13 protein-coding genes and 1 pseudogene are annotated in these 19681 nt (G+C 50.0%); 11 read left to right on the top strand and 3 right to left on the bottom strand.

Annotated features, from left to right (window positions below; translation table 11 throughout):
* The first annotated feature begins 6 nt into the window (after positions 1-6).
* Positions 7-2817 carry a bifunctional [glutamate--ammonia ligase]-adenylyl-L-tyrosine phosphorylase/[glutamate--ammonia-ligase] adenylyltransferase gene (gene glnE / locus AR688_RS11685; RefSeq protein ID WP_068233624.1) on the top strand — a complete coding sequence of 937 codons (2811 nt, stop codon included), beginning with the start codon at positions 7-9 and terminating at the stop codon, positions 2815-2817.
* On the opposite strand, the gene AR688_RS11680 is transcribed toward glnE, so the two are convergent.
* The 3 genes from AR688_RS11680 to tolC form a co-directional block, all read right to left on the bottom strand.
* Entirely contained in the window at positions 2804-3391 is a 588-nt protein-coding gene (locus tag AR688_RS11680) for a TcpQ domain-containing protein (protein ID WP_068233623.1), read from the bottom strand. The genes glnE and AR688_RS11680 overlap by 14 nt on opposite strands.
* Before the next feature lie 3 nt (positions 3392-3394).
* Positions 3395-4327, bottom strand: a complete 933-nt coding sequence (gene lpxL / locus AR688_RS11675) for an LpxL/LpxP family Kdo(2)-lipid IV(A) lauroyl/palmitoleoyl acyltransferase (protein ID WP_068233622.1) — start codon at positions 4325-4327, stop codon at positions 3395-3397.
* A gap of 106 nt (positions 4328-4433) precedes the next feature.
* Positions 4434-5798 (bottom strand): outer membrane channel protein TolC, encoded by a 1365-nt coding sequence (gene tolC, locus AR688_RS11670; RefSeq protein ID WP_068233621.1) that lies wholly within the window; start codon positions 5796-5798, stop codon positions 4434-4436.
* A gap of 119 nt (positions 5799-5917) precedes the next feature.
* Between tolC and nudF the strand changes: the two genes are divergently transcribed.
* The 10 genes and pseudogenes from nudF to AR688_RS20475 all read left to right on the top strand — a co-directional run bounded on the left by nudF (position 5918) and on the right by AR688_RS20475 (position 19668).
* Positions 5918-6553 carry an ADP-ribose diphosphatase gene (gene nudF, locus AR688_RS11665; protein WP_068233618.1) on the top strand — a complete coding sequence of 212 codons (636 nt, stop codon included), beginning with the start codon at positions 5918-5920 and terminating at the stop codon, positions 6551-6553.
* Between the two features lies 1 nt (position 6554).
* The gene (locus AR688_RS11660) at positions 6555-6995 is read left to right on the top strand and encodes a DUF1249 domain-containing protein (protein WP_197412208.1); all 441 of its coding nucleotides are present in this window, start codon (positions 6555-6557) and stop codon (positions 6993-6995) included.
* Positions 6995-7768, top strand: a complete 774-nt coding sequence (locus tag AR688_RS11655) for a metallophosphoesterase family protein (RefSeq protein WP_068233615.1) — start codon at positions 6995-6997, stop codon at positions 7766-7768. Before AR688_RS11660 ends, AR688_RS11655 begins: the two co-directional genes overlap by 1 nt.
* Positions 7769-7770: 2 nt before the next feature.
* Entirely contained in the window at positions 7771-8343 is a 573-nt protein-coding gene (locus AR688_RS11650) for a YqiA/YcfP family alpha/beta fold hydrolase (protein WP_068233613.1), read from the top strand.
* A gap of 35 nt (positions 8344-8378) precedes the next feature.
* Positions 8379-10274 carry a DNA topoisomerase IV subunit B gene (gene parE, locus AR688_RS11645; RefSeq protein ID WP_068233611.1) on the top strand — a complete coding sequence of 632 codons (1896 nt, stop codon included), beginning with the start codon at positions 8379-8381 and terminating at the stop codon, positions 10272-10274.
* Between the two features lie 31 nt (positions 10275-10305).
* A complete protein-coding gene (locus AR688_RS11640) occupies positions 10306-11712 on the top strand; it encodes a tetratricopeptide repeat protein (protein ID WP_156420286.1) in 1407 nt (468 codons plus the stop codon).
* Between the two features lie 3 nt (positions 11713-11715).
* Positions 11716-14004 carry a DNA topoisomerase IV subunit A gene (parC, locus tag AR688_RS11635; protein ID WP_068233607.1) on the top strand — a complete coding sequence of 763 codons (2289 nt, stop codon included), beginning with the start codon at positions 11716-11718 and terminating at the stop codon, positions 14002-14004.
* Between the two features lie 39 nt (positions 14005-14043).
* Positions 14044-14811 (top strand): 1-acylglycerol-3-phosphate O-acyltransferase, encoded by a 768-nt coding sequence (locus tag AR688_RS11630; RefSeq protein ID WP_231732046.1) that lies wholly within the window; start codon positions 14044-14046, stop codon positions 14809-14811.
* A 516-nt stretch (positions 14812-15327) separates the two neighbouring features.
* Positions 15328-15723: pseudogene (locus tag AR688_RS20720) on the top strand (beta-propeller fold lactonase family protein); the annotation flags it as partial.
* A gap of 144 nt (positions 15724-15867) precedes the next feature.
* Positions 15868-19668, top strand: coding sequence for a beta-propeller fold lactonase family protein (locus AR688_RS20475; protein ID WP_269433699.1), 3801 nt, complete (start codon positions 15868-15870; stop codon positions 19666-19668).
* The last annotated feature ends 13 nt before the right edge of the window (positions 19669-19681 follow it).

Genomic DNA, 19681 nt, shown 5'->3' with positions numbered 1-19681 from the left:
AGAGCTATGGCTGTGACGGAAGCGGTGTTGCAAAGTTATCTTGAACAGACGTTAAGCCGGTTTGCGCTGGACAATATTAGTGCAGACTCGCAGGCTGTACTGCGCCGGTTAATAAGTGGCAGCAGCTTTATTGGCCGAACTTTGCAACAACAACCGGCACTGCTGGCCGAGCTGACCGACAGCACTTTGCTGCTGCAAACATTGCAGCAGCCGGTGGTGGCACTGCCAGAAGAGCAGACATTGGATGATGCCGCTGCTTTTGCCGCACTGCGCCGTTGCCGTAATGCACAGCTATGCCGCATTCTTGCTGCGGATATGCTGAAACTGCAAACCGTTACCCGTAGCCTGCAGTTAGTATCACAACTGGCCGATACGTTAATTAATGCCGCTTACCACTGGGCCTATCAGCAGCTGAGCACGCAGTGGGGTACACCAAAGGATGAACACGGTAATGCTATGCCGTTGCTGGTGTTGGGCATGGGGAAGCTGGGTGGTGCTGAGCTGAACTTTTCGTCTGATATTGATCTTATTTTTACCTATCCGGCTAATGGTGAAACGTCGGGTGGGCGGCGCAGCTGTGAAAACCAGCAGTTTTTTACCCGGCTGGGGCAAAAATTGATCGCCGCTTTGCATCAGGTAACAGCCGATGGCTTTGTTTACCGGGTTGATATGCGGCTGCGGCCATTTGGCGACAGCGGCCCGCTGGTGCTGAGCTTTGCCGCCATGGAAGATTATTATCAGGAGCAGGGGCGCGAATGGGAGCGCTACGCCATGTTAAAAGCCCGCATCCTTAACCCCGACGGCTATCACAGTACCGAGCTGCAGCAGTTGCTTAAGCCGTTTATTTACCGGCGTTATATCGATTTTTCTGCTATTGAATCGCTGCGGCGGATGAAACAGCAAATTGAGCAGGAAAACCGCCGGCTGAACCGACGCAACAATATTAAGCTGGGCGTGGGTGGCATCCGCGAAGTTGAGTTTATTGTCCAAACGCTGCAGTTAATCCGCGGCGGCCGGATACCGGCGATGCAACAACCGGCCTTATTAAAGGCTCTGCCGGTGCTGGCAGATGAAGACGTATTAACCTGGCAACAGGTCACAGAGCTGCAAGACGATTATCTGCTGCTACGCACTGTAGAACAGGCGTTGCAGGGTATTGATGATCAGCAAACCCAAACCTTACCACAAGATGAGCTGGCGCAAGCTCAGCTGTTAGTGTCGTTAGGGTTAGATAACTGGGCTCAACTGCAACAACAAATTGACACGGCAATGGCCAGAGTGCACCAGCAATTTAAGCTGGTTATTGATAACGGCGAAGAGCTGGAGCAGCAGGAAATTACTCTGGGCCGGCTGATCTGGGACAGTGAACAGCCGGCAGAAGAACTTGCTACTCAATTGGAATGGTTAACGGCGCCCGATGCTACCGAACTGATTAACCAGCTGCAGCAATTTAAACAGGATTGCCAAAAACGCAGTGTCGGCCCGCGCGGCCGCGATTTTCTGGCCAAACTTGTTCCACTGTTGCTGCATATGCTGCAACAGCAACAATCGTCGCCAACGGTGCTAAGCCGGGTATTAGGTGTATTTCGCCAGATTGTTACCCGCACCGCCTACCTTGAGCTGCTGTTTGAAAACCCCGCAGCGCTGCAGCAACTGGTGTTGTTATGCACCCAGAGTGGCTGGCTGGCAGAGCATTTATCGCGTTACCCCATGCTGCTGGACGAACTGATCGATCCGGCACAGCTATACCAGATTGCTACTCAAGCTGATTATCAGGACCGGCTGCGCCAGCATATGCTGCGGGTGCCGTCTGATGATCTGGAGCTGTTAATGGAAACATTACGCCAGTACAAGCAAGCACAGCAATTACGTATTGCTGCGGCTGATATCAGCGGCGTGCTGCCGCTGATGAAAGTCAGCGATCATCTGACCTGGCTGGCTGAAGTGTTGCTGGCGCAGGTAGTAGAGCTGGCCTGGCAGCAGATGACCGAACGTTATGGTGTGCCAGCAGGTCTGGCTGAAGGCGATAAAGGCTTTGCTGTCATTGCCTACGGCAAATTGGGCGGGCTGGAGCTGGGCTATGGTTCGGATCTGGATCTGGTGTTTGTGCACCAGTGTGATACACAGCAGCCTACGTCGGGTGAGCGGGCTATTGATTCACGGCAGTTTTATTTAAAACTGGTACAACGGGTGCTGCACTTGTGTACTACCCGCACCAACAGTGGCGTGTTATATGACATAGATACCCGGCTGCGGCCATCCGGGAACTCAGGGTTACTGGCGATCCATATTCAAACTTACGCTGAGTATATGCAGCAGGAGGCTTGGACCTGGGAACATCAGGCGCTGGTGCGGGCGCGGGCCATTTATGGCAGCGCCACGATACGTCAGCGGTTTGAACATATCCGCCAGCAGATAATAAGCCAGCCACGCGATCTGGCTACATTGCGTGACGAAGTGTTACAGATGCGTGAAAAGCTGCGCCAGCACCATGGTGTGGCAACGTCAGATCCGAAACACAGCACCGGTGGTATTGTTGACCTGGAGTTTATCAGCCAGTATCTGGTGCTGGGGTATGCCGCTGAGCACGCGCAATTATATCGCTACAGTGACAATATCCGCATTCTGGATGCCGCAGCAGACTGCGGTTTATTACAACCGCAACAAGTGCAGGAGTTGCAGCAGGCTTATCAGTTACTGCGTGGTGCCGGCCATCGCCAGACGCTGGCTCCGGCGAAGTTGCCAGAGCAAGACAGCCTGACGCAGGCAAAGCAAGTGGTAGAGCAAAGCTGGCGGCAGTTGTTTAGTCAGTCTTAGGTTTGGTATTGGCAGGGATGCAGTACTCAGTAAGGTACTCATTGGTTTTATCGGTAATAACGGCAGCACGTTCACGCGGGCAGTAAAAGCTGATTACCGGTGAATGAAAATCCGGTGCTATTGCCTGCGCTACCTGATACACGGTATCAATCAGGCTGCTATCGACCTGAAAATACTGCTTTACCACATAGTCGCGTGGCAGCGTCCAGAATAACTCTATGTTCTCAGCTCTGGCATATTCGGCTAGCTTGGTTTTAACGGTATCGCCTTCACGAAACCGGCGGTCAATCACCTGGCCGCGCCAGTTAGGCACACCCGGTACCACCACTTTAGCGCGTTGTTGTAACTGTAATGACAATTTATCGCTGGTGTCGGGCAGGTCTAACTTGAATTTAGATAATTCTCTGGCGCCATCGGCAATAGAACCACGGATTTTACTGTAAAACTGGCTGAAACCGTCGGCCGCCTGATTAACAGAATCTTTACGGATAAAGAAATCTGGTTTGGTCATCAAAAAATAGCCGAGGCTACCTAAAACCAGCAGCAACACTATACTACGAAACCAGAACCACATAATTCAGCTTCCTTTATACAATGACGGTGCGTCAGGATCCGGCCGGGTTTTAAAGCGCCGGTGTAACCACATATACTGCTCAGGTGCACGCAGCACCACCTGCTCTACCCATTGGTTTACCCGTGTCACATCTGCTTTGTCATCACCGGTTGGAAACGGGGCCAGCTTTGGTTGTACTTCTATTTCATAACCCTGGCTGCCAGGCAGGCGACGGGTAATGACCGGTATTACAGCACAGTTGGCGACATTGGCAAATAGTAAGGTACCGGTGGTTGATGCCGTCTCTTTAACGGCAAAAAACGGCACAAATTCGGCCTTGGTGCGGCCATAGTCTTGATCCGGCAGGTAAAAGCACACTTCACCCTGATTCAGCGCCCGGATCAGGCCTTTTACATCACGTTTGCCTATCATGTATTTATTGCTTTTGCTACGGCCGTGGTACGTCAGGTAATCCAGCAAGGGGTTATTATGGGGCCGGTAAAAACCAATACTGGGGTGGGTCAGGCCAAAAGCCCGGCATACACCTTCCAGGTGCAGTACATGGGGGGCAAGTAATAGCACGCCTTTACCTTCAGCCCGCGCGGCAGCGATATGCTCGTAACCCTTAAAGTGGGCAATGCGGCGGATCCGCCACTGTGGCCACCACCAGCCAATAACAGTATCAAACAGAGCTCGGCCGGTTTCAGTAAAATTTTGTTTTACCAGTGCTTGTTGCTCACTTGCAGGCATCTGAGGGAAGCACAATTCAATATTGCGCAGTGCCACCTTACGGCGGGATTTCAGCACTTTATACATCACGCGGCCAAAGCCTGAACCCAAAACCATTAACAGCCGGTAAGGTAACCAGCTAAGCAGCCATAACAAGGCTGCACCTGACCAGATAAGCCAGTACTGCGGTAGTAAAAAACGCCAGTTAAATTTGGGGGCCTGAACCACGCCGTATCCTCAACAAAAAATAATGCGCTATTGTAACGAAAAATGACGGAGGGAACAGTGGAAATTGGTAAGAGGTTCACCGCAGGTGCGGTGAACCTGGATCAGATTAGTTAGTAAGAGCCTGGTTAATACCTTGCAGATCTTGTTCTGACAGGTTACCCGCTGCTTGCTTTAATGTAAGGATAGCAATGACATAGTTGTAGCGTGCGCCTGATAGGTTACGGCGCGCTTCAAACAGGTTACGGGTACTTTGCAGTACATCAACAATAGTACGGGTACCAACTTCGAAACCAGCTTCAGTAGCGTTTAATGCACTTTCTGCTGAGATTACCGCCTGCTCCAGTGCGCGAATGGTGGCAATATTGGCATTAATGTCATTAAAGGAGCTGCGTACCTGACGCACCGCGGTGCGGTAGCTCAGTTCCAGATCCTGCCCGGCGGCAACATAGTTAGCCCGGGCAACTTCAGTTTGTGCAGTAGTGCCACCACCGCTGTACAACGGCACGCGCAGGTTCAGGCCAATAGTTTTGGTGTCCAGCCGGGGGAGGTTTGTGGTAGTTGAGACGCCGGAAATAGTATTTTTGCTTTCATTGTCGTTGGTGCTGTACGCTCCGGTTAAGCCCAATGTCGGATAGTGCCCGGCGCTGGCGATCTCAATATCATTTTCTGCAATTTCCAACGCCAATTTATTGGCTTTTAAGGCCAGGTTTTTTTCTTCGGCCAATTTTACCCAGGCATCAGCAGTAGCCGGAGAAGGCGACTGGGTAGAAAATTTATCGGTATTCAGTGTTGCCAGTTCGGGGTGATACTGGCCGGTAATTTCGCGCAACACTTCGCGGGCGGTTTCCAGTCCATTTTGTGCGGTAATTTCACGTGCTACTGCGCTGTCAAACTGCGCCTGGGCTTCATGTACATCCGTAATCGCGGTTAACCCAACGGCAAAACGCTGCTTAGTTTGTTCCAGTTGGCGCTCGATAGAACGTTTTTCTGCCTCGGCAAAACCTAAATCATCAAGTGCCTTTAGTACATTAAAATAGGCTTGAGACACCCGTACTATCAGCTCTTGTGATGCTGCATCCAGATTAGTCTGGCTTTGCAACGCGCGCTTTTCGGCGGTGTTCAGGTTTTTCCAGTTGGTCCAGTCAAACAGCGACTGTTGTAAACCCACTTCGGCATTCCAGCCTTTCGTTTCTCTATCAAAAACGATTAAGGTATTAGATTCAGTATCAAAGTCAGTGTTCTCTGTCCAATTCCGATTGTAGCCTGCAGTCAGATTTACCTGCGGCAGCAAATTGGCTTTAGTGACATCGATTGCTTCGCGTGCGGCATCGCGGGTTGCTACCGCTTTTAATAGCTGCGGGTCTTTTTGCGTGGCTAACTGATAAATTTCCTGCAGGTCCGCTGCAGCGATATGCAGGCTGAACAAACCGAAAGTGGAGGCTAACAAGGTGCTTATTAAGGTTTTTTTCATTTTTACCAATCCTGGCCAACTAAAAGGAAACTGCACGAATAATACTCTGTTACTGTAAACTAAGTAATCATTAAACCGTAAAGTTACACGCAAGAGTGTAACAGAATGTGAGTGCAGTCATGTCTAAATTCAACTCTGGCCAGTATCCTTCATTTGGCCATCAGGATCTGGAGATTCTCGACAAAACCACGGTTTTTCAGGGTTTCTTCCGCTTAGAACGTTACACCTTACGTCACAAGTTGTTTAATGGCAGCTGGAGCGGGCCTATTGTGCGTGAAATATTTGAGCGCGGCCATGCCGTTGTGGTGTTGCCTTACAATGCCCAAACGGATGAGTTGGTATTAATTGAGCAAATTCGTGCCGGTGCTGCAGCCAGTAGCCACAGCCCCTGGCTGCTGGAGGCGGTTGCCGGTATGATTGAGCCCGGCGAGAGTGCCGAGCAGGTAGCAAAACGTGAAGCCCAGGAAGAAGCAGGGTTAACAATTGACGAACTTTGGCCTATGCTTAGCTACTTATCCAGCCCGGGTGGTACTACCGAACGTATTCAATTGTTTTTAGGCCGCATTACGCAGCCGGTACAAGCGGGTGTTTTTGGCCTGGCAGAAGAGCATGAAGATATTAAAGTGCATGTGGTGCCGCGCACCGTAGCAATGCAACTGTTGGCTGAGCAAAAAATTGATAATGCTGCCAGTGTCATTGCGCTGCAATGGCTGGCACTTAATCTGGACAAAGTAAAACAAGCCTGGGGAGGCTAGTGTGTGGTTTAAACGCCAGAAATATGTACCAAAATTACCGGATTTTCTGGCACTGTGCGAACGCAACTACGCCCAGTTGAACCGCTATCTGGCTGAGGATGCAAAAACTGGCCAGGCTACGGTAATTCAGGTATCAGAGCAGCATAGTTACCGCATAAGCGTGACGGAAGTGGCGCGCTTTACCACCACATTGCACATTGAGCTGACAGATGAGCGCGAGTTTTACTTTCGCCCCAGCTTTGTGGTGCGGCTTTACCATGATGCGCGGGTAGCCGAAGTGCTGGCCTGTCAGCAGATCAGTGGTTTTAAAGCCCGTTACGATTATCCTAATCTGGATATGCTGCTACCGGACGAAAAACGCCAGATTAACCTGCTGCTGCGCGACTGGTTAAAGCTATGTGCCGGTCAGGGCTATATAAACCGCGAGTTAGCGTTCGCCTGATGCAGTACCGCTTTAGCCCGAAATCTGCATACCATATTGCTCAGCTTAGCGACTGCCATTTGCTGGCAGCCTTTGATGATACCTATCAGCAAATACAACCTGCCGTGCATCTGGCAGCTATTGTCGATACACTGATAGCAGAACAACCCGATGCCGTGCTGCTAACCGGCGACCTTACTCAGGATCACAGCGCCGCATCTTATCAACTGCTGGCTCAACTGCTGGCGCCACTAAGTTGCCCGGTGTTTTGTTTGCCTGGCAATCATGATGACATAGCGGCACTGGATGCATTATGCCAGCAAGCACCGTTTCGGCCCGAGCGCAGCCTGCAACTGGCGCAGTGGCAGTTGCTGATGCTTAATACCAAGGGGCCGACTCCGGCCGGTGTTTTTCCACCCGAGCAGCAGCTTTGGCTGGCAGAGCAATGCCAGCAAAGTAGTGCGCAGGCGCTTTGGCTATTTTGTCATCATCACCCGCGGCCGCTTAACTGCTTTATTGATAAACACGGCCAGTTAGATCAAACCGGTTTGTGGCAGGCCATAGCGGCACAGCCACGTATTAGAGGCATTGCCCATGGCCATGCGCACTATGCTTATCAGCGCCGTGAGCATGATATTGATATTGTTGGCTGTCCGGCCAGCTCAGTGCAGTTTTTACCAACGCCCGACTGGCAAACCGTAAATGGCGGGCCACAGTGGTGTGACTGGTTTTTTTCTGCTACAGGCGATGTACGCTGGCAGTTCCGCCAACTGGATTTAACCGCGAAGACGTAAAAATGAACAAAAAAGTAGTGTATTTACATGGTTTTGCCAGCTCTTCCTTGTCAGATAAAGCGGTACAGACTAAAGCATTTTTTCAGCAGCATTACCCGCACACCGATTTTAGCGCGCTGGATTTACCCTATGAACCAGCAGCCGCACTGGCGCTTATTCAGCAACATATTGGTCAGCAGCGTGATGTGGCGTTAATTGGCAGTTCGTTGGGGGGCTTTCTGGCTACCTGCGTTGCCGAGCAAATTCATTGCCGCGCCTGCCTGATTAACCCGGCGGTGGCACCGCACACTGTATTAAATCAGCATTTGGGTCGCTATTATCATCCGGTACTGCAGCAGCATTATGATGTAACAACGGCACATATGGCCGCACTGGAGCAATTAATGCCGGTGACGTTACAGCAACCGCAGAATTACCTGGTGCTGTTGCAAAGCGGTGATGAAGTGTTAGATTACCGCTTAGCGCTTGATTACTATCAGGGCGCCGAAATAAAACTGAGCGAAGGTGGCGATCACAGTTATGTCGGCTATGCCGCGCAGCTTACGACTATTGCCAATTTTTGCCAACTCGCGTAAAACGCGCTTAATCCTATCAGCCAGTGACCGAGACTATGACATCACAACAGTACAACGCCGATTCGATTGAAGTGCTGACCGGGCTTGAACCCGTGCAGCGTCGCCCCGGAATGTATACCGACACCACCCGGCCTAATCATCTTGGCCAGGAAGTTATTGATAACAGTGTCGACGAAGCATTGGCAGGCCATGCCGATACCGTGCAGGTGATACTGCATGACGATCAGTCGCTGGAAGTAATAGATAACGGCCGTGGTATGCCGGTGGATATTCACCCGGAAGAAGGCGTTACCGGCGTAGAGCTGATTTTCTGCCGCCTGCATGCCGGTGGTAAATTCTCCAATAAGAACTATCAATTCTCCGGTGGTTTACACGGTGTAGGTATTTCAGTAGTTAATGCATTGTCCAGCCGGGTAGACGTGACTGTGCGTCGTGATGGCAATATTTATGAAATGGCGTTTGAGCATGGTAATAAAGTATCCGAGCTCAGCATTACCGGTACTGTAGGTAAGCGTAACACCGGCAGCCGGGTGCGGTTTTGGCCCACACCTTCTTACTTTGACTCGCCAAAGTTTTCCGTCAGCCGCATGCTGCATGTGCTAAAAGCAAAGGCGGTATTATGCCCTGGTTTAACGGTGAGCTTTGATGACAAAGTAAACCAGCAGCAATATCAGTGGTGTTATCAGAACGGTATTAAAGATTATCTGGCCGAATCGGTAAAAGACTATATCTGTCTGCCAGAGCAGCCGTTTACCGGCAGTTTTAGTGCCAGCACCGAAGCGGTGGAGTGGGCGATGTTGTGGTTGCCTGAAGGTGGCGAGCTGGTAACCGAAAGCTATGTAAACCTTATTCCTACAGCCCAGGGCGGCACCCATGTTAACGGTTTACGCCAGGGCTTGCTTGAAGCGTTGCGCGAGTTTTGCGAGTTTCGTAACCTGTTGCCGCGCGGTATTAAGCTGTCGCCGGAAGATATCTGGGATCGTTGTGCCTACATTTTGTCGCTGAAAATGCAAGACCCACAGTTTGCAGGCCAAACCAAAGAGCGTTTGTCGTCGCGCCAGTCGGTGGCTTTTGTATCGGGTATTGTTAAAGATGCCTTTAGCTTATGGCTGAACGAGCACACTGATATTGCCGAGAGCCTGGCCGATTTTTGTATTAACAACGCGCAAAAGCGGCTAAAAGCGGCAAAAAAGGTGGTGCGCAAAAAGATTACTTCTGGCCCGGCCTTACCCGGCAAGCTGGCAGATTGCTCCGCACAGGATCTTAACCGTACCGAGTTGTTTCTGGTAGAGGGTGACTCGGCCGGTGGTAGTGCCAAGCAAGCACGCGATCGGCAGTTTCAGGCGGTCATGCCGCTACGTGGTAAAATTCTTAATACCTGGGAAGTAGAATCGGGCCAGATCCTGGCATCGCAGGAAGTTCATGATATCTCTGTTGCTATAGGCATGGACCCGGACAGTGCCGATTTAACCGCGCTAAGGTACGGCAAAATTTGTATTTTAGCCGACGCCGACTCAGACGGTTTACACATTGCCACCCTATTATGCGCCTTGTTTATGCGCCACTTCAGCAGCCTGGTAGCGGCAGGTCACGTTTATGTCGCCATGCCACCGCTTTACCGTATTGATATCGGCAAAGATGTGTATTATGCGCTGGACGAAGATGAGAAAAATGGCGTGTTGGATCGGATAGAAGCCGAGAAAAAGCGTGGCAAGGTTAACGTTCAGCGCTTTAAAGGTTTGGGTGAAATGAACCCGTTGCAGTTGCGTGAAACCACCATGGACCCGAATACCCGGCGTTTAGTGCAGCTTACTATAGATGATGTGGCACAAACGATGGAGCTGATGGATATGTTGCTGGCGAAAAAACGCGCTACAGATCGGCGCGACTGGTTGGAATTAAAAGGCGATAAAGCCGCCATTACTGTGTAGGCTGCTGTAACAATAATAAGGCGCTATAACGGTGACAAAACACATTACAGTAATATTTCTTGGCAGTGCTCTGTTGTTTAGTCAGGGCTTGTATGGTGCACAGCTCCCTGCCTGGCTGCAGCAAGTTGTTGAGCAGAAACGGCAACAGCCAGAGCAGATGCTGGCGTTACTGCAGCAGCACCAAGCCGATTTGCAAGGTTTGCCAGAGCCGCTGCAGGCACAGTGGTACGCCGAACAAGCCGCACTGTTTGCTGCCCTGGGGCGGCATCAGGAACAGCAACAAGCGGCAGAGCAGGGGCTGGCGTTGTTAGGCGAGTTGCAATCACTGTCGAAAGTAGAGCTGTTATATGCGCTGGGTTTTGCCAGAGAAATGCAGGCCGACGACGTTAGTGCTTTGCAGCATTACGAGCAGGGTATAGCACTGGCAACCTTGCTGGATGATGAAAGGCTGATTTTACTCGGCCAGATTAACCAGGCTGCGGTGTTTAGCAACCGGAATCAGAATCAGCAGGCGCTGGCATTGTTAAAAGATACCTATCAGCGTGCGCAGCGGCTGGACGATACAGAGGTGCTGGCTGAGGTTAACGCCGAACTGGGGTTGCTTTATGCTTCGCTGGCTTATGAGAAAGACGGTATAGCGTTACTGGAAACCGCGCTGGCATTATATGAACAGCTGGGCTGGCAGAAAAATCAAATCACCGTGTTGTTTAATCTGGCCCGTACCTACGGTTTTTTAGAGCAATACGAGTTATCACTACAAAACTACAATAAAATGCTGCAAAAAAGCCAGCAGTCGCAAGACATGGTTAATTTGTATCATGCTTATCTTGGTCTGGCGATCACCAGTAGCCAGAGTAATAGTGGTGATGCGGCGTTAAGCTATATTGCCAAAGCAGAGGAATATCTGCCGCAGTTGCAATCCACCGCACACTTGTCTACCCACTACTACGAAAAAGCGCTTATTTATCAAAAATTAAAGCAAAGTTCGCTGGCTATGCAGCAGTTAATGTTATCTGAGCAAAGCCTTAACGGCGAAGGGGTTGAAGATGACAGCCCAATCCGGCTTAGCATTATGTACCTAAAAGCCGAGCTGCAGGCCGAGCAGGGCCAGTTTGACCGGGCTTACCGGCAGCTGCACGATTTTGTTTTACTGTTTCAGGATGTGCGCAACAAAGAAAACGAGCTGGCGATAGAGCAGATGCGGCTTAGTTTTGATCACGAGCAACAGCAGCAACGCAACCGCTTGCTGGTGCAGGACAATGAACTAAAAGCGCTGCGGATAAGCCAGGCTGAGCGCGAGCGCCAGGTACAACTGCTGTGGCTCAGTATTCTGGGCTGTTCAACCGTAATACTACTGATTTTATTGCTGTGGCAACTAAACCGGCATAAAGCGAAAAACCGCTCTGCAGGCAACAATGCCCCGGAGCAGACAGGATAAGCTATGACAGAAACCGTAATTTCACATGATGGTATTGAGCAGTTACCACTGCGTCGTTTTACCGAAGAAGCCTACTTAAATTACTCTATGTACGTCATTATGGACCGGGCGCTGCCGCATATTGGTGATGGGCTAAAACCGGTACAGCGGCGTATTATTTATGCTATGTCTGAGCTGGGTTTATCGCATCTGGCCAAATATAAAAAATCGGCCCGTACGGTCGGTGACGTCTTGGGTAAGTTTCACCCGCATGGCGACAGCGCTTGTTACGAAGCCATGGTGTTAATGGCGCAGCCGTTTTCTTACCGTTACCCGCTGGTAGATGGTCAGGGTAACTGGGGTGCACCGGACGATCCGAAATCTTTTGCGGCTATGCGTTACACCGAAGCCAAATTATCGCGCTTCTCGGAAGTACTTTTGTCTGAGCTGGGCGCCGGCACAACCGACTGGCTGCCCAACTTTGACGGCACGCTGGAAGAGCCAAAAGTATTACCGGCGCGCTTGCCGCACATATTACTTAACGGCATTACCGGTATTGCTGTGGGTATGGCTACTGACATACCGCCACATAATGCGCGTGAAGTGGCGCATGCCTGTGCGGCCCTGTTGGATAACCCGCAAAGCAGCGTGACCGATTTAATGCAATATGTAAAAGGCCCGGACTACCCGACCGATGCCGAAATTATCAGCCCGGCGCATGAGCTGGCAGCCATTTATGAAACCGGCCGTGGTAGCGTAAAAATGCGTGCCGTATACAGCCAGGAAGATGGCGATATTGTTATTACCGCATTGCCGCATCAAACGTCCGGCTCTAAGGTGCTGGAACAGATAGCCGCGCAGATGCAGGCGAAAAAACTGCCAATGGTCAGCGACTTGCGCGATGAGTCGGATCATGAAAACCCGACCCGCATTGTGATAGTACCGCGCTCAAACCGCATTGATGTTGAGCAGCTAATGCAGCATCTGTTCGCTACCACTGATCTGGAAAAAAGCTACCGGGTTAATATTAATATTCTTGGCCTGGACCAGCGACCACGGGTAAAAAACCTGCTGGAAATTCTGACTGAATGGTTAACATTCCGCCGTGACACCGTGCGCCGGCGTTTGCAGTACCGGCTGGATAAAGTGCTGGATCGCATGCACGTATTGGAAGGTTTATTAATTGCCTTCTTAAATATTGATGATGTGATCCGTATTATCCGCACCTTTGATGATCCTAAAGCCGAACTGATCGCCTTTTTTGGCGTAACTGAACGCCAGGCCGAAGCCATTTTAGAGCTGAAGTTACGCCATTTGGCTAAACTGGAAGAAATGAAAATCCGTGGCGAGCAGGATGAGCTGGCCAAAGAGCGTGACAAACTACAAGGCATTTTAGGCTCTGAGAAAAAGCTGACCAAACTGATTCGCGATGAGCTGTTAGCCGATGCTGAAAAATACGGTGATGAGCGGCGCAGCCCGATAGTTATGCGCGGCGAAGCCAAAGCATTAAGCGAAAAAGAGCTGCTGCCCAGTGAGCCGGTTACCGTAGTGTTGTCGGAAAAAGGCTGGGTGCGCTGCGCCAAAGGCCACGATGTCGATGGCAATGCGTTAAGTTACAAAGCCGGTGATGCCTTTAAAGCGTTGGCCAGTGGCCGTTCAAATCAGCTGGCGGTATTTATAGACTCATCTGGCCGTAGTTTTGCCACCGAAGCGCACGAGCTGCCCTCTGCCCGTGGCCAGGGCGAGCCATTAAGTGGCCGCTTTGCTGTAGTGGCAGGCGAGAGTTTTGATCATGTGTTGCTGGGTGAGGAAAAACAGGCGTTATTACTGGCCTCTGATGCCGGCTATGGTTTTGTCGCCGAATACAGTGATTTACTCAGCCGTAATAAAGCCGGTAAAGCGGTATTAAGTTTGCCGGTGGGGGCCAAAGTGCTGCCGCCGTTAGTGGTAAAACAACCTGAAACTGATTTGGTGCTGTGTATCTCTAACGAAGGCCGTATGCTGGTGTTCCCGGTAGCCGACTTACCTAAATTAAGTAAAGGTAAAGGCAACAAGTTGATGTCGATACCCTCTGCCCGTGCCGCCAGCCGTGAAGAGTATGTTTGCCAACTGGCAATAGTGCCGGCAGATGGCAGCGTAACCTTAGTGGCCGGTAAGCGTAAATTGGGGTTAAAAGCAGACGATTTAGCGCATTACCATGGTGAGCGTGGCCGGCGTGGTAATAAATTACCGCGAGGCTTGCAGCGCATTGATGAAGTGCTGGTTAACCCCGGCGCTGATATCAGCAGTGATCAAACCAGCAGTACCGACTAAAGCCGCTATACTGGGCGCCTTTTTTATGGCGCCCTTTTTGTGCCAGCGACAACAGCCACCCTTGGTGGCAAAGCGGAGATAGCAGTGATAGCGGTAGTAAGGTTAATTTTATTGGTGCTGTTTTTTATTATCAGTACAGTTGCGGGTTTGCTGATTTGTCTGGTGCGGCCATTTCACCCGAATAATGTCTATATTTTTTCCCATTGGTACGGTTGGGTGTCGCGTATTTTCGGCATCAGCGTAGAAGTACGCCGCCATAGCGCTATCGACCCCACCAAGCCCTATGTTTATATTGCTAACCACCAGAATAACCTGGATTTATTTACCATCAGTAATGGTGTGCAGCCACGCACTGTTACTATTGGTAAAAAAAGCCTGAAGTACATGCCGTTTTTTGGCCAGTTGTACTGGCTTAGCGGTAATATTCTTATCGACCGGCAAAATAAAAGCCGTGCGCTGGGCGCGATGCTCGGTGCTGCCGAGCGTATCAGCCGCGATAATATCTCGGTGTGGATGTTCCCGGAAGGCACGCGCAGCTATGGCCGCGGCTTATTGCCATTTAAAACCGGCGCCTTTCATATCGCGCTGGAAGCAAAGGTGCCGTTGGTGCCGGTATGTATGAGCAGCACCCACGGCCAGTTTAAGCTAAACCGCTGGAACAACGGCAAAGTGATTATAGAGCTGATGGCGCCGGTAGAGCTGCCAAAAGAGCAACTGAATATCCGCCAGTTTGCCGAAAATACCCACCAGCAGATGCTAGCAAAAATTCAGCAACTGGACGCTGAGTTAACCAGAGAACGCCCGTAGCGGTTTTCGAAATATATCAAGCAGCGGGGCTAACGCTATCAGTTATCCCTGTTGTAGCTTTATAAGCAAACACCACAATGCTCTGATGCAATTCTACTACTAAACTGCCCTTTAATCTGTTGATTCTAGTCTATAAACTTCGCGGAGTATTGCACAATATTACATTTAGTTTAGGGCGCCGTTTGCCTTTATTTATGTTATTAAATGCATTCGGCGTATTTATATTTTGCTATCCTTTGTTTTCCTTAAATTTGCTGGTAATTTAAACACTAAGCGCCCTCGAATGAGGTTATGGGTGCATCAGAAAGTGCAAGATTTTTCTAATCATTATTTTAGGAGCCAGTACTACTGTTGACGCGTTGTTTTTGTGCGGATAGACGCAAACTAATCTTGGAGCAATAAATGTAAGGTATACTGGCGAAAAATAAGTAGTTGATGATATATAATTACATTTTAGTATGTCATTTGATGTGAAGATTAATAATTATAATAGCCATCAGGTTGTTGGGGGCGAGGATGAATTGGTTGCAGAAGTTTTTTAAAGTTTTTACTTTAGCAATATTGCTGAATTTAATTTTGGGCGTTGCTCAATCATTTGCTGATGCGGTGACTTACCAAGAGGTTTACACTCATAGTGTCAATGGTGTTACAGGGTTGCAAGGTATCAGTGATGTGGCTGTCAGCCCGGACGGTAAATTTGTTTACACCGCGTCCTATCAGTCTTCTGCAGTCAGCGTATTTGAGCGTAACCCGGAAACAGGCCAATTGACCTACAGAAGCACTAAAACAGGGCTTTCTGCCGCATTTAGTGTGGATGTAAGTGCCGACAACAAAAATGTGTATGTGGCTTCGCCTACTGGAAGTGTTGTTATAGCGCTTGCCAGAGACATTACTACAGGTGAATTGACCGAGACAAACAGGTTGGGTGGTAGCCCAACCGGAGGTTTTGTTTCCGTAAGCACAAGTCCGGATGCTAAAGCCGTTTATGGTATTGGTGGCTCTCCAAGTGGTCTTGTTGTTTTTAATAGTAACGCAGACACAGGTTCTATCTCTCGATTGGCTGACTACGCTGATAACGTGGATGGCAATGCCTTAGGCCAGGTATTCAGCCCAACAGGCAGCCCAATCAAAAATATCGCTTCCAGCGCGGATGGCAATTTTGTCTATGTCACTTCAACGACAGATAACGCCGTTTCTTTATTTAGTCGGGATACGACGACCGGAGCTCTAACTCTGGTCTCTGTCTATACAGATAATGTTGCCGGTGTCGATGGCTTACAAGCCGCTTCATCAACAAAGCTTTCTCCGGATGGTAAGCACCTTTATGTCACAGGGCAGGGAGAATCTTCAGTCGCAATTTTTAGCGTTGATAGCGCCTCAGGTGAATTAACTTACCTTGCCAAGGTCACTCATGGCGCTGATGGTATTGCCAATATGCAAGGCGCTCGTAGCCTGGCAATAAGCCCGGATGGCAAATATGTGCTGGTCAGTGCAATCAACTCCAGCTCCCTGACCGCATTTTTACGTGACTCAACAACAGGATTGTTGACCTTTGACAGTGTGGTTATTAACGCTGTCAATGACGTAACAAATTTTAGCGCCCCCTCTGGTATGTCGACAGACCCTTTAAACCGCCATTTATATGTAGCTGCACAAAACAGTGCTAGTCTGGTTGTTTTCTCACTACCAACACCGGCAGTCAGCTTGTCTGTAACCAGCCAGTCAGCAGTTGTTTCAGGGGCCGCTGTAGTTTTGGATAATCAGCTCGCAGTTTTGGATTCTGATAGTCTGGATCTTGTGTCAGCGCAGGTTTCTATTTCCTCCGGTTTTATTACAACGGATACTCTTGCAGTACAAACTGTTGCTGGTATTTTTGCTTCGTATGATGCCTCTACAGGTGTGTTGTCTCTTAGCGGTGTAGCTACCCTTGCGGATTATCAAACTGTGCTAAGAAGCCTTACTTACCAGGCTGGTGCAGATCCGACGTTAAACACTGGTGATACATCTGAGCGTACCATTAGCATTGTTGTTTCTGATGGCGACAATAGCAGCGCGGCTTCCTCTATTGTGGTCACTGTCACTGCTGAGCAGTCTACTCTTTTTACGGTGGCTTTTGTTGATTGGGATAACACTGTGTTGAGTACGCAACAGGTGAACGCAGGCGCTGCTGCAGTGGCCCCATCCTCGCCCACCCGTACAGGCTACTCTTTTACCGGGTGGAATGTTCCATTTGAAAATATTACGTCAGCTCTAACAGTTCAGGCTCAATATAGTATTAACAGCTACACCATTACCTTTGACACTGCAGGCGGTTCAGCCGTAGCGCCTGTTAGCGCAAACTTTGGTGCGGCAGTTAATACATCGGCAGCGCCAACACGTGCAGGCTATACCTTTGCAGGCTGGACACCGGCAGTACCAGCGATGATGCCTGCAGCGAATACGACAGTAACTGCACAGTGGGTAGTCAATCAGTATCAGGTCACTGCGCAGTTAACAGGTGAAGGCGCTATCAGTCCGGCGTCTCAACAGGTTGAACATGGTAAAACAGCTACATTCGGTTTAACGCTGACGGAAGAGGATGCCATCGTCAATATTGGTGGCAGCTGCGGTGCGGCGCTTTCAGGTAATAACATTGTTACCGCTACGATTACTGCAAGCTGTGATGTGCAGATCAGCGTTTACCCGGCAAGTAATATTGAGGGCGATGTTAGTGCGCCAGTGAGCTCAGGCAGTGTGGTTGAGTTTGCCATTACCGGCGGAGCTGGAGAGAAAGAGCTGATTGCTGCAACCGTTACCCGTGCTGATATTGCAACTGAACTCGCTTTAGCAGAGGTGGAAGCACTACTGCATATAACAGAGGATGGAAAATACCAGTTTATCGCAGAGCGTACTGGCCAGTATGTGCTGACATTGCAGGACGTGGTGTCAGGTGAGCGCATTGACGTTGAATTAGCTATCTTACCCTATCTGGCTTTCGCTGGTGGCGCACAGCCGGTGACTGCGGGTAGTGCAGCTACTGTCAGAATATGGCTGAGTGATGAACCGGCGTTTTATCCGGTAACGGTGAGATTAAGCGGCGACGGCGCTGAAGCAAAAACTATCAGTCTGACAGCAACCGACCTGCGCCAATACAAGTATGTTGTGGCGGTATCTGCAGAAACCACTTTATCACTGGATGAAGTACAGAATGCACTGGCAGGAACGCCGGCGCAGCACCAGTTACAACTGCAAAATGAGCCGGTTGCGCTTGCCCTGCAAGTGTCGGCAAGCCAGCAGAGTGAAGAAACGGTAGTGATAAGCCAGGATAACAGTGACGTTACGGTGTCAGTCACAGTATTAAATGGCGTGGCAGAAACGTTTAGCTGGTCTAGTGAGAGCCTTGATATTGCTGCTGAAGGGGATGTATTGGTATTTACACCAGCGAATATGGCTACCGGTGTGCATGATATCAGTGTTACTGCCAGTAATAGTGATGGGCAGGAAGGAAGTTATGTTTTAACGTTGCAACTTATTAGCCACTGTGATCTGGGTGATTGTTATACAAAAACCGGTTTACCTGAGTCGGCCAACCCCTTCACGAATAAGCCACAGCGTTTGCCTATATGTCCAATGGGCGATAACGTCCGGGCAGAGCAGTGCCAGGTAGCGGCGCAAAATGGCTATATTGAAGTTGGCGATTTATACCAGTTAACACTGGGCGAGTGGTCTTTGGCGGAATCCTGGGCAAGTATGCAGTTTGGCGCAGCAGTGAGTGGCGAGTTGGATGAAGACAGTGCGTACACCCATTTAGGTGTGGTGTCTAACTTCGATATAAGGGCGCTGGCCGTGCCTGGAGAGTCAGTGCCAGTTGTGATTGCTTTGCCGCAAGAGCAAAAAATACCTGCAAATGCAGTGTGGCGTAAATTTATTAACGGACAGTGGCAGGGTTTTGTTGTTGATGCCGCCAACAGTATTGATAGCGCGGCTGTTGATATAAATGGCTCGTGCCCTGCGGTGTCGTCAGATGTATGGCAACAAGGGCTGACAGTGGGGCACGGTTGTATCAGGCTGACCATAAAAGATGGTGGCCCGAATGACAATGACGCTCAGAGTAACGGTGTTGTCCGGGATCCAGGTGTACTGGCTGTATTAAATGCGGTTGAACCAGAGCCTGAACCTGAGCCCGAGGTACCGGGTAAGGATGTAAAAGCGCGTTCAGGTGGGGCAATGGGGGCGGTGTTTGCCGGTTTACTGGCACTGCTGGTAGCATGGCGTCGCCGTGCAGCAACTGCGGTATTGTTGTTGCCGTGTGTCGCATCGGCTAACGGTTTTTATGTTGGAGCCGATGCCATGGCAGTGCGCACTGATGTAAAACAGGCAGAGGTCTCATCTGCCGTTCAGGTGAATAACCCTGACAGCACAACGACAATAGATAATAAACGACGGTCAGGTATGCGCTGGTATGGTGGTTATGCCATATCTGATACGTGGTCTGTTGAGCTGGCCTGGTTAGATTTGGGTTCAGTTGATACCGCGTTCGGTAACCTTACTGCTCAAAGTGAACTTAGCACGCTGAACACCATTATACCCTTATCGGGAGAGGGCGTTGAAGGCAGTGTGGTATGGCAACCATGGGTATATAAAGATCGGGTGATCCCGGCATTGCGGGTGGGGTTATGGCACATGGATACCCGCAATACATTTGATGTTGATGACACAAGTTACAGGTTCAATAACAGTGATAATGTGCTGGTGGTAGAGCTTTCTACCGGTATCGTATTAAGTGAGCAGTGGCAGTTAAAAGCAGGCATTAGCCACTATGATACTAACCCTTACCGCACTTACACGGCGCAAATTGGCCTGCAGTACAAGTTCTAAACTTTATCGTCTG

Origin of the sequence: Rheinheimera sp. EpRS3 (assembly GCF_001513785.1) — a bacterium.
GTDB lineage: Bacteria > Pseudomonadota > Gammaproteobacteria > Enterobacterales > Alteromonadaceae > Alishewanella.
Note: the sequence above shows the minus strand (reverse complement) of the source record. Positions and strands in the feature narration are given on the sequence as shown.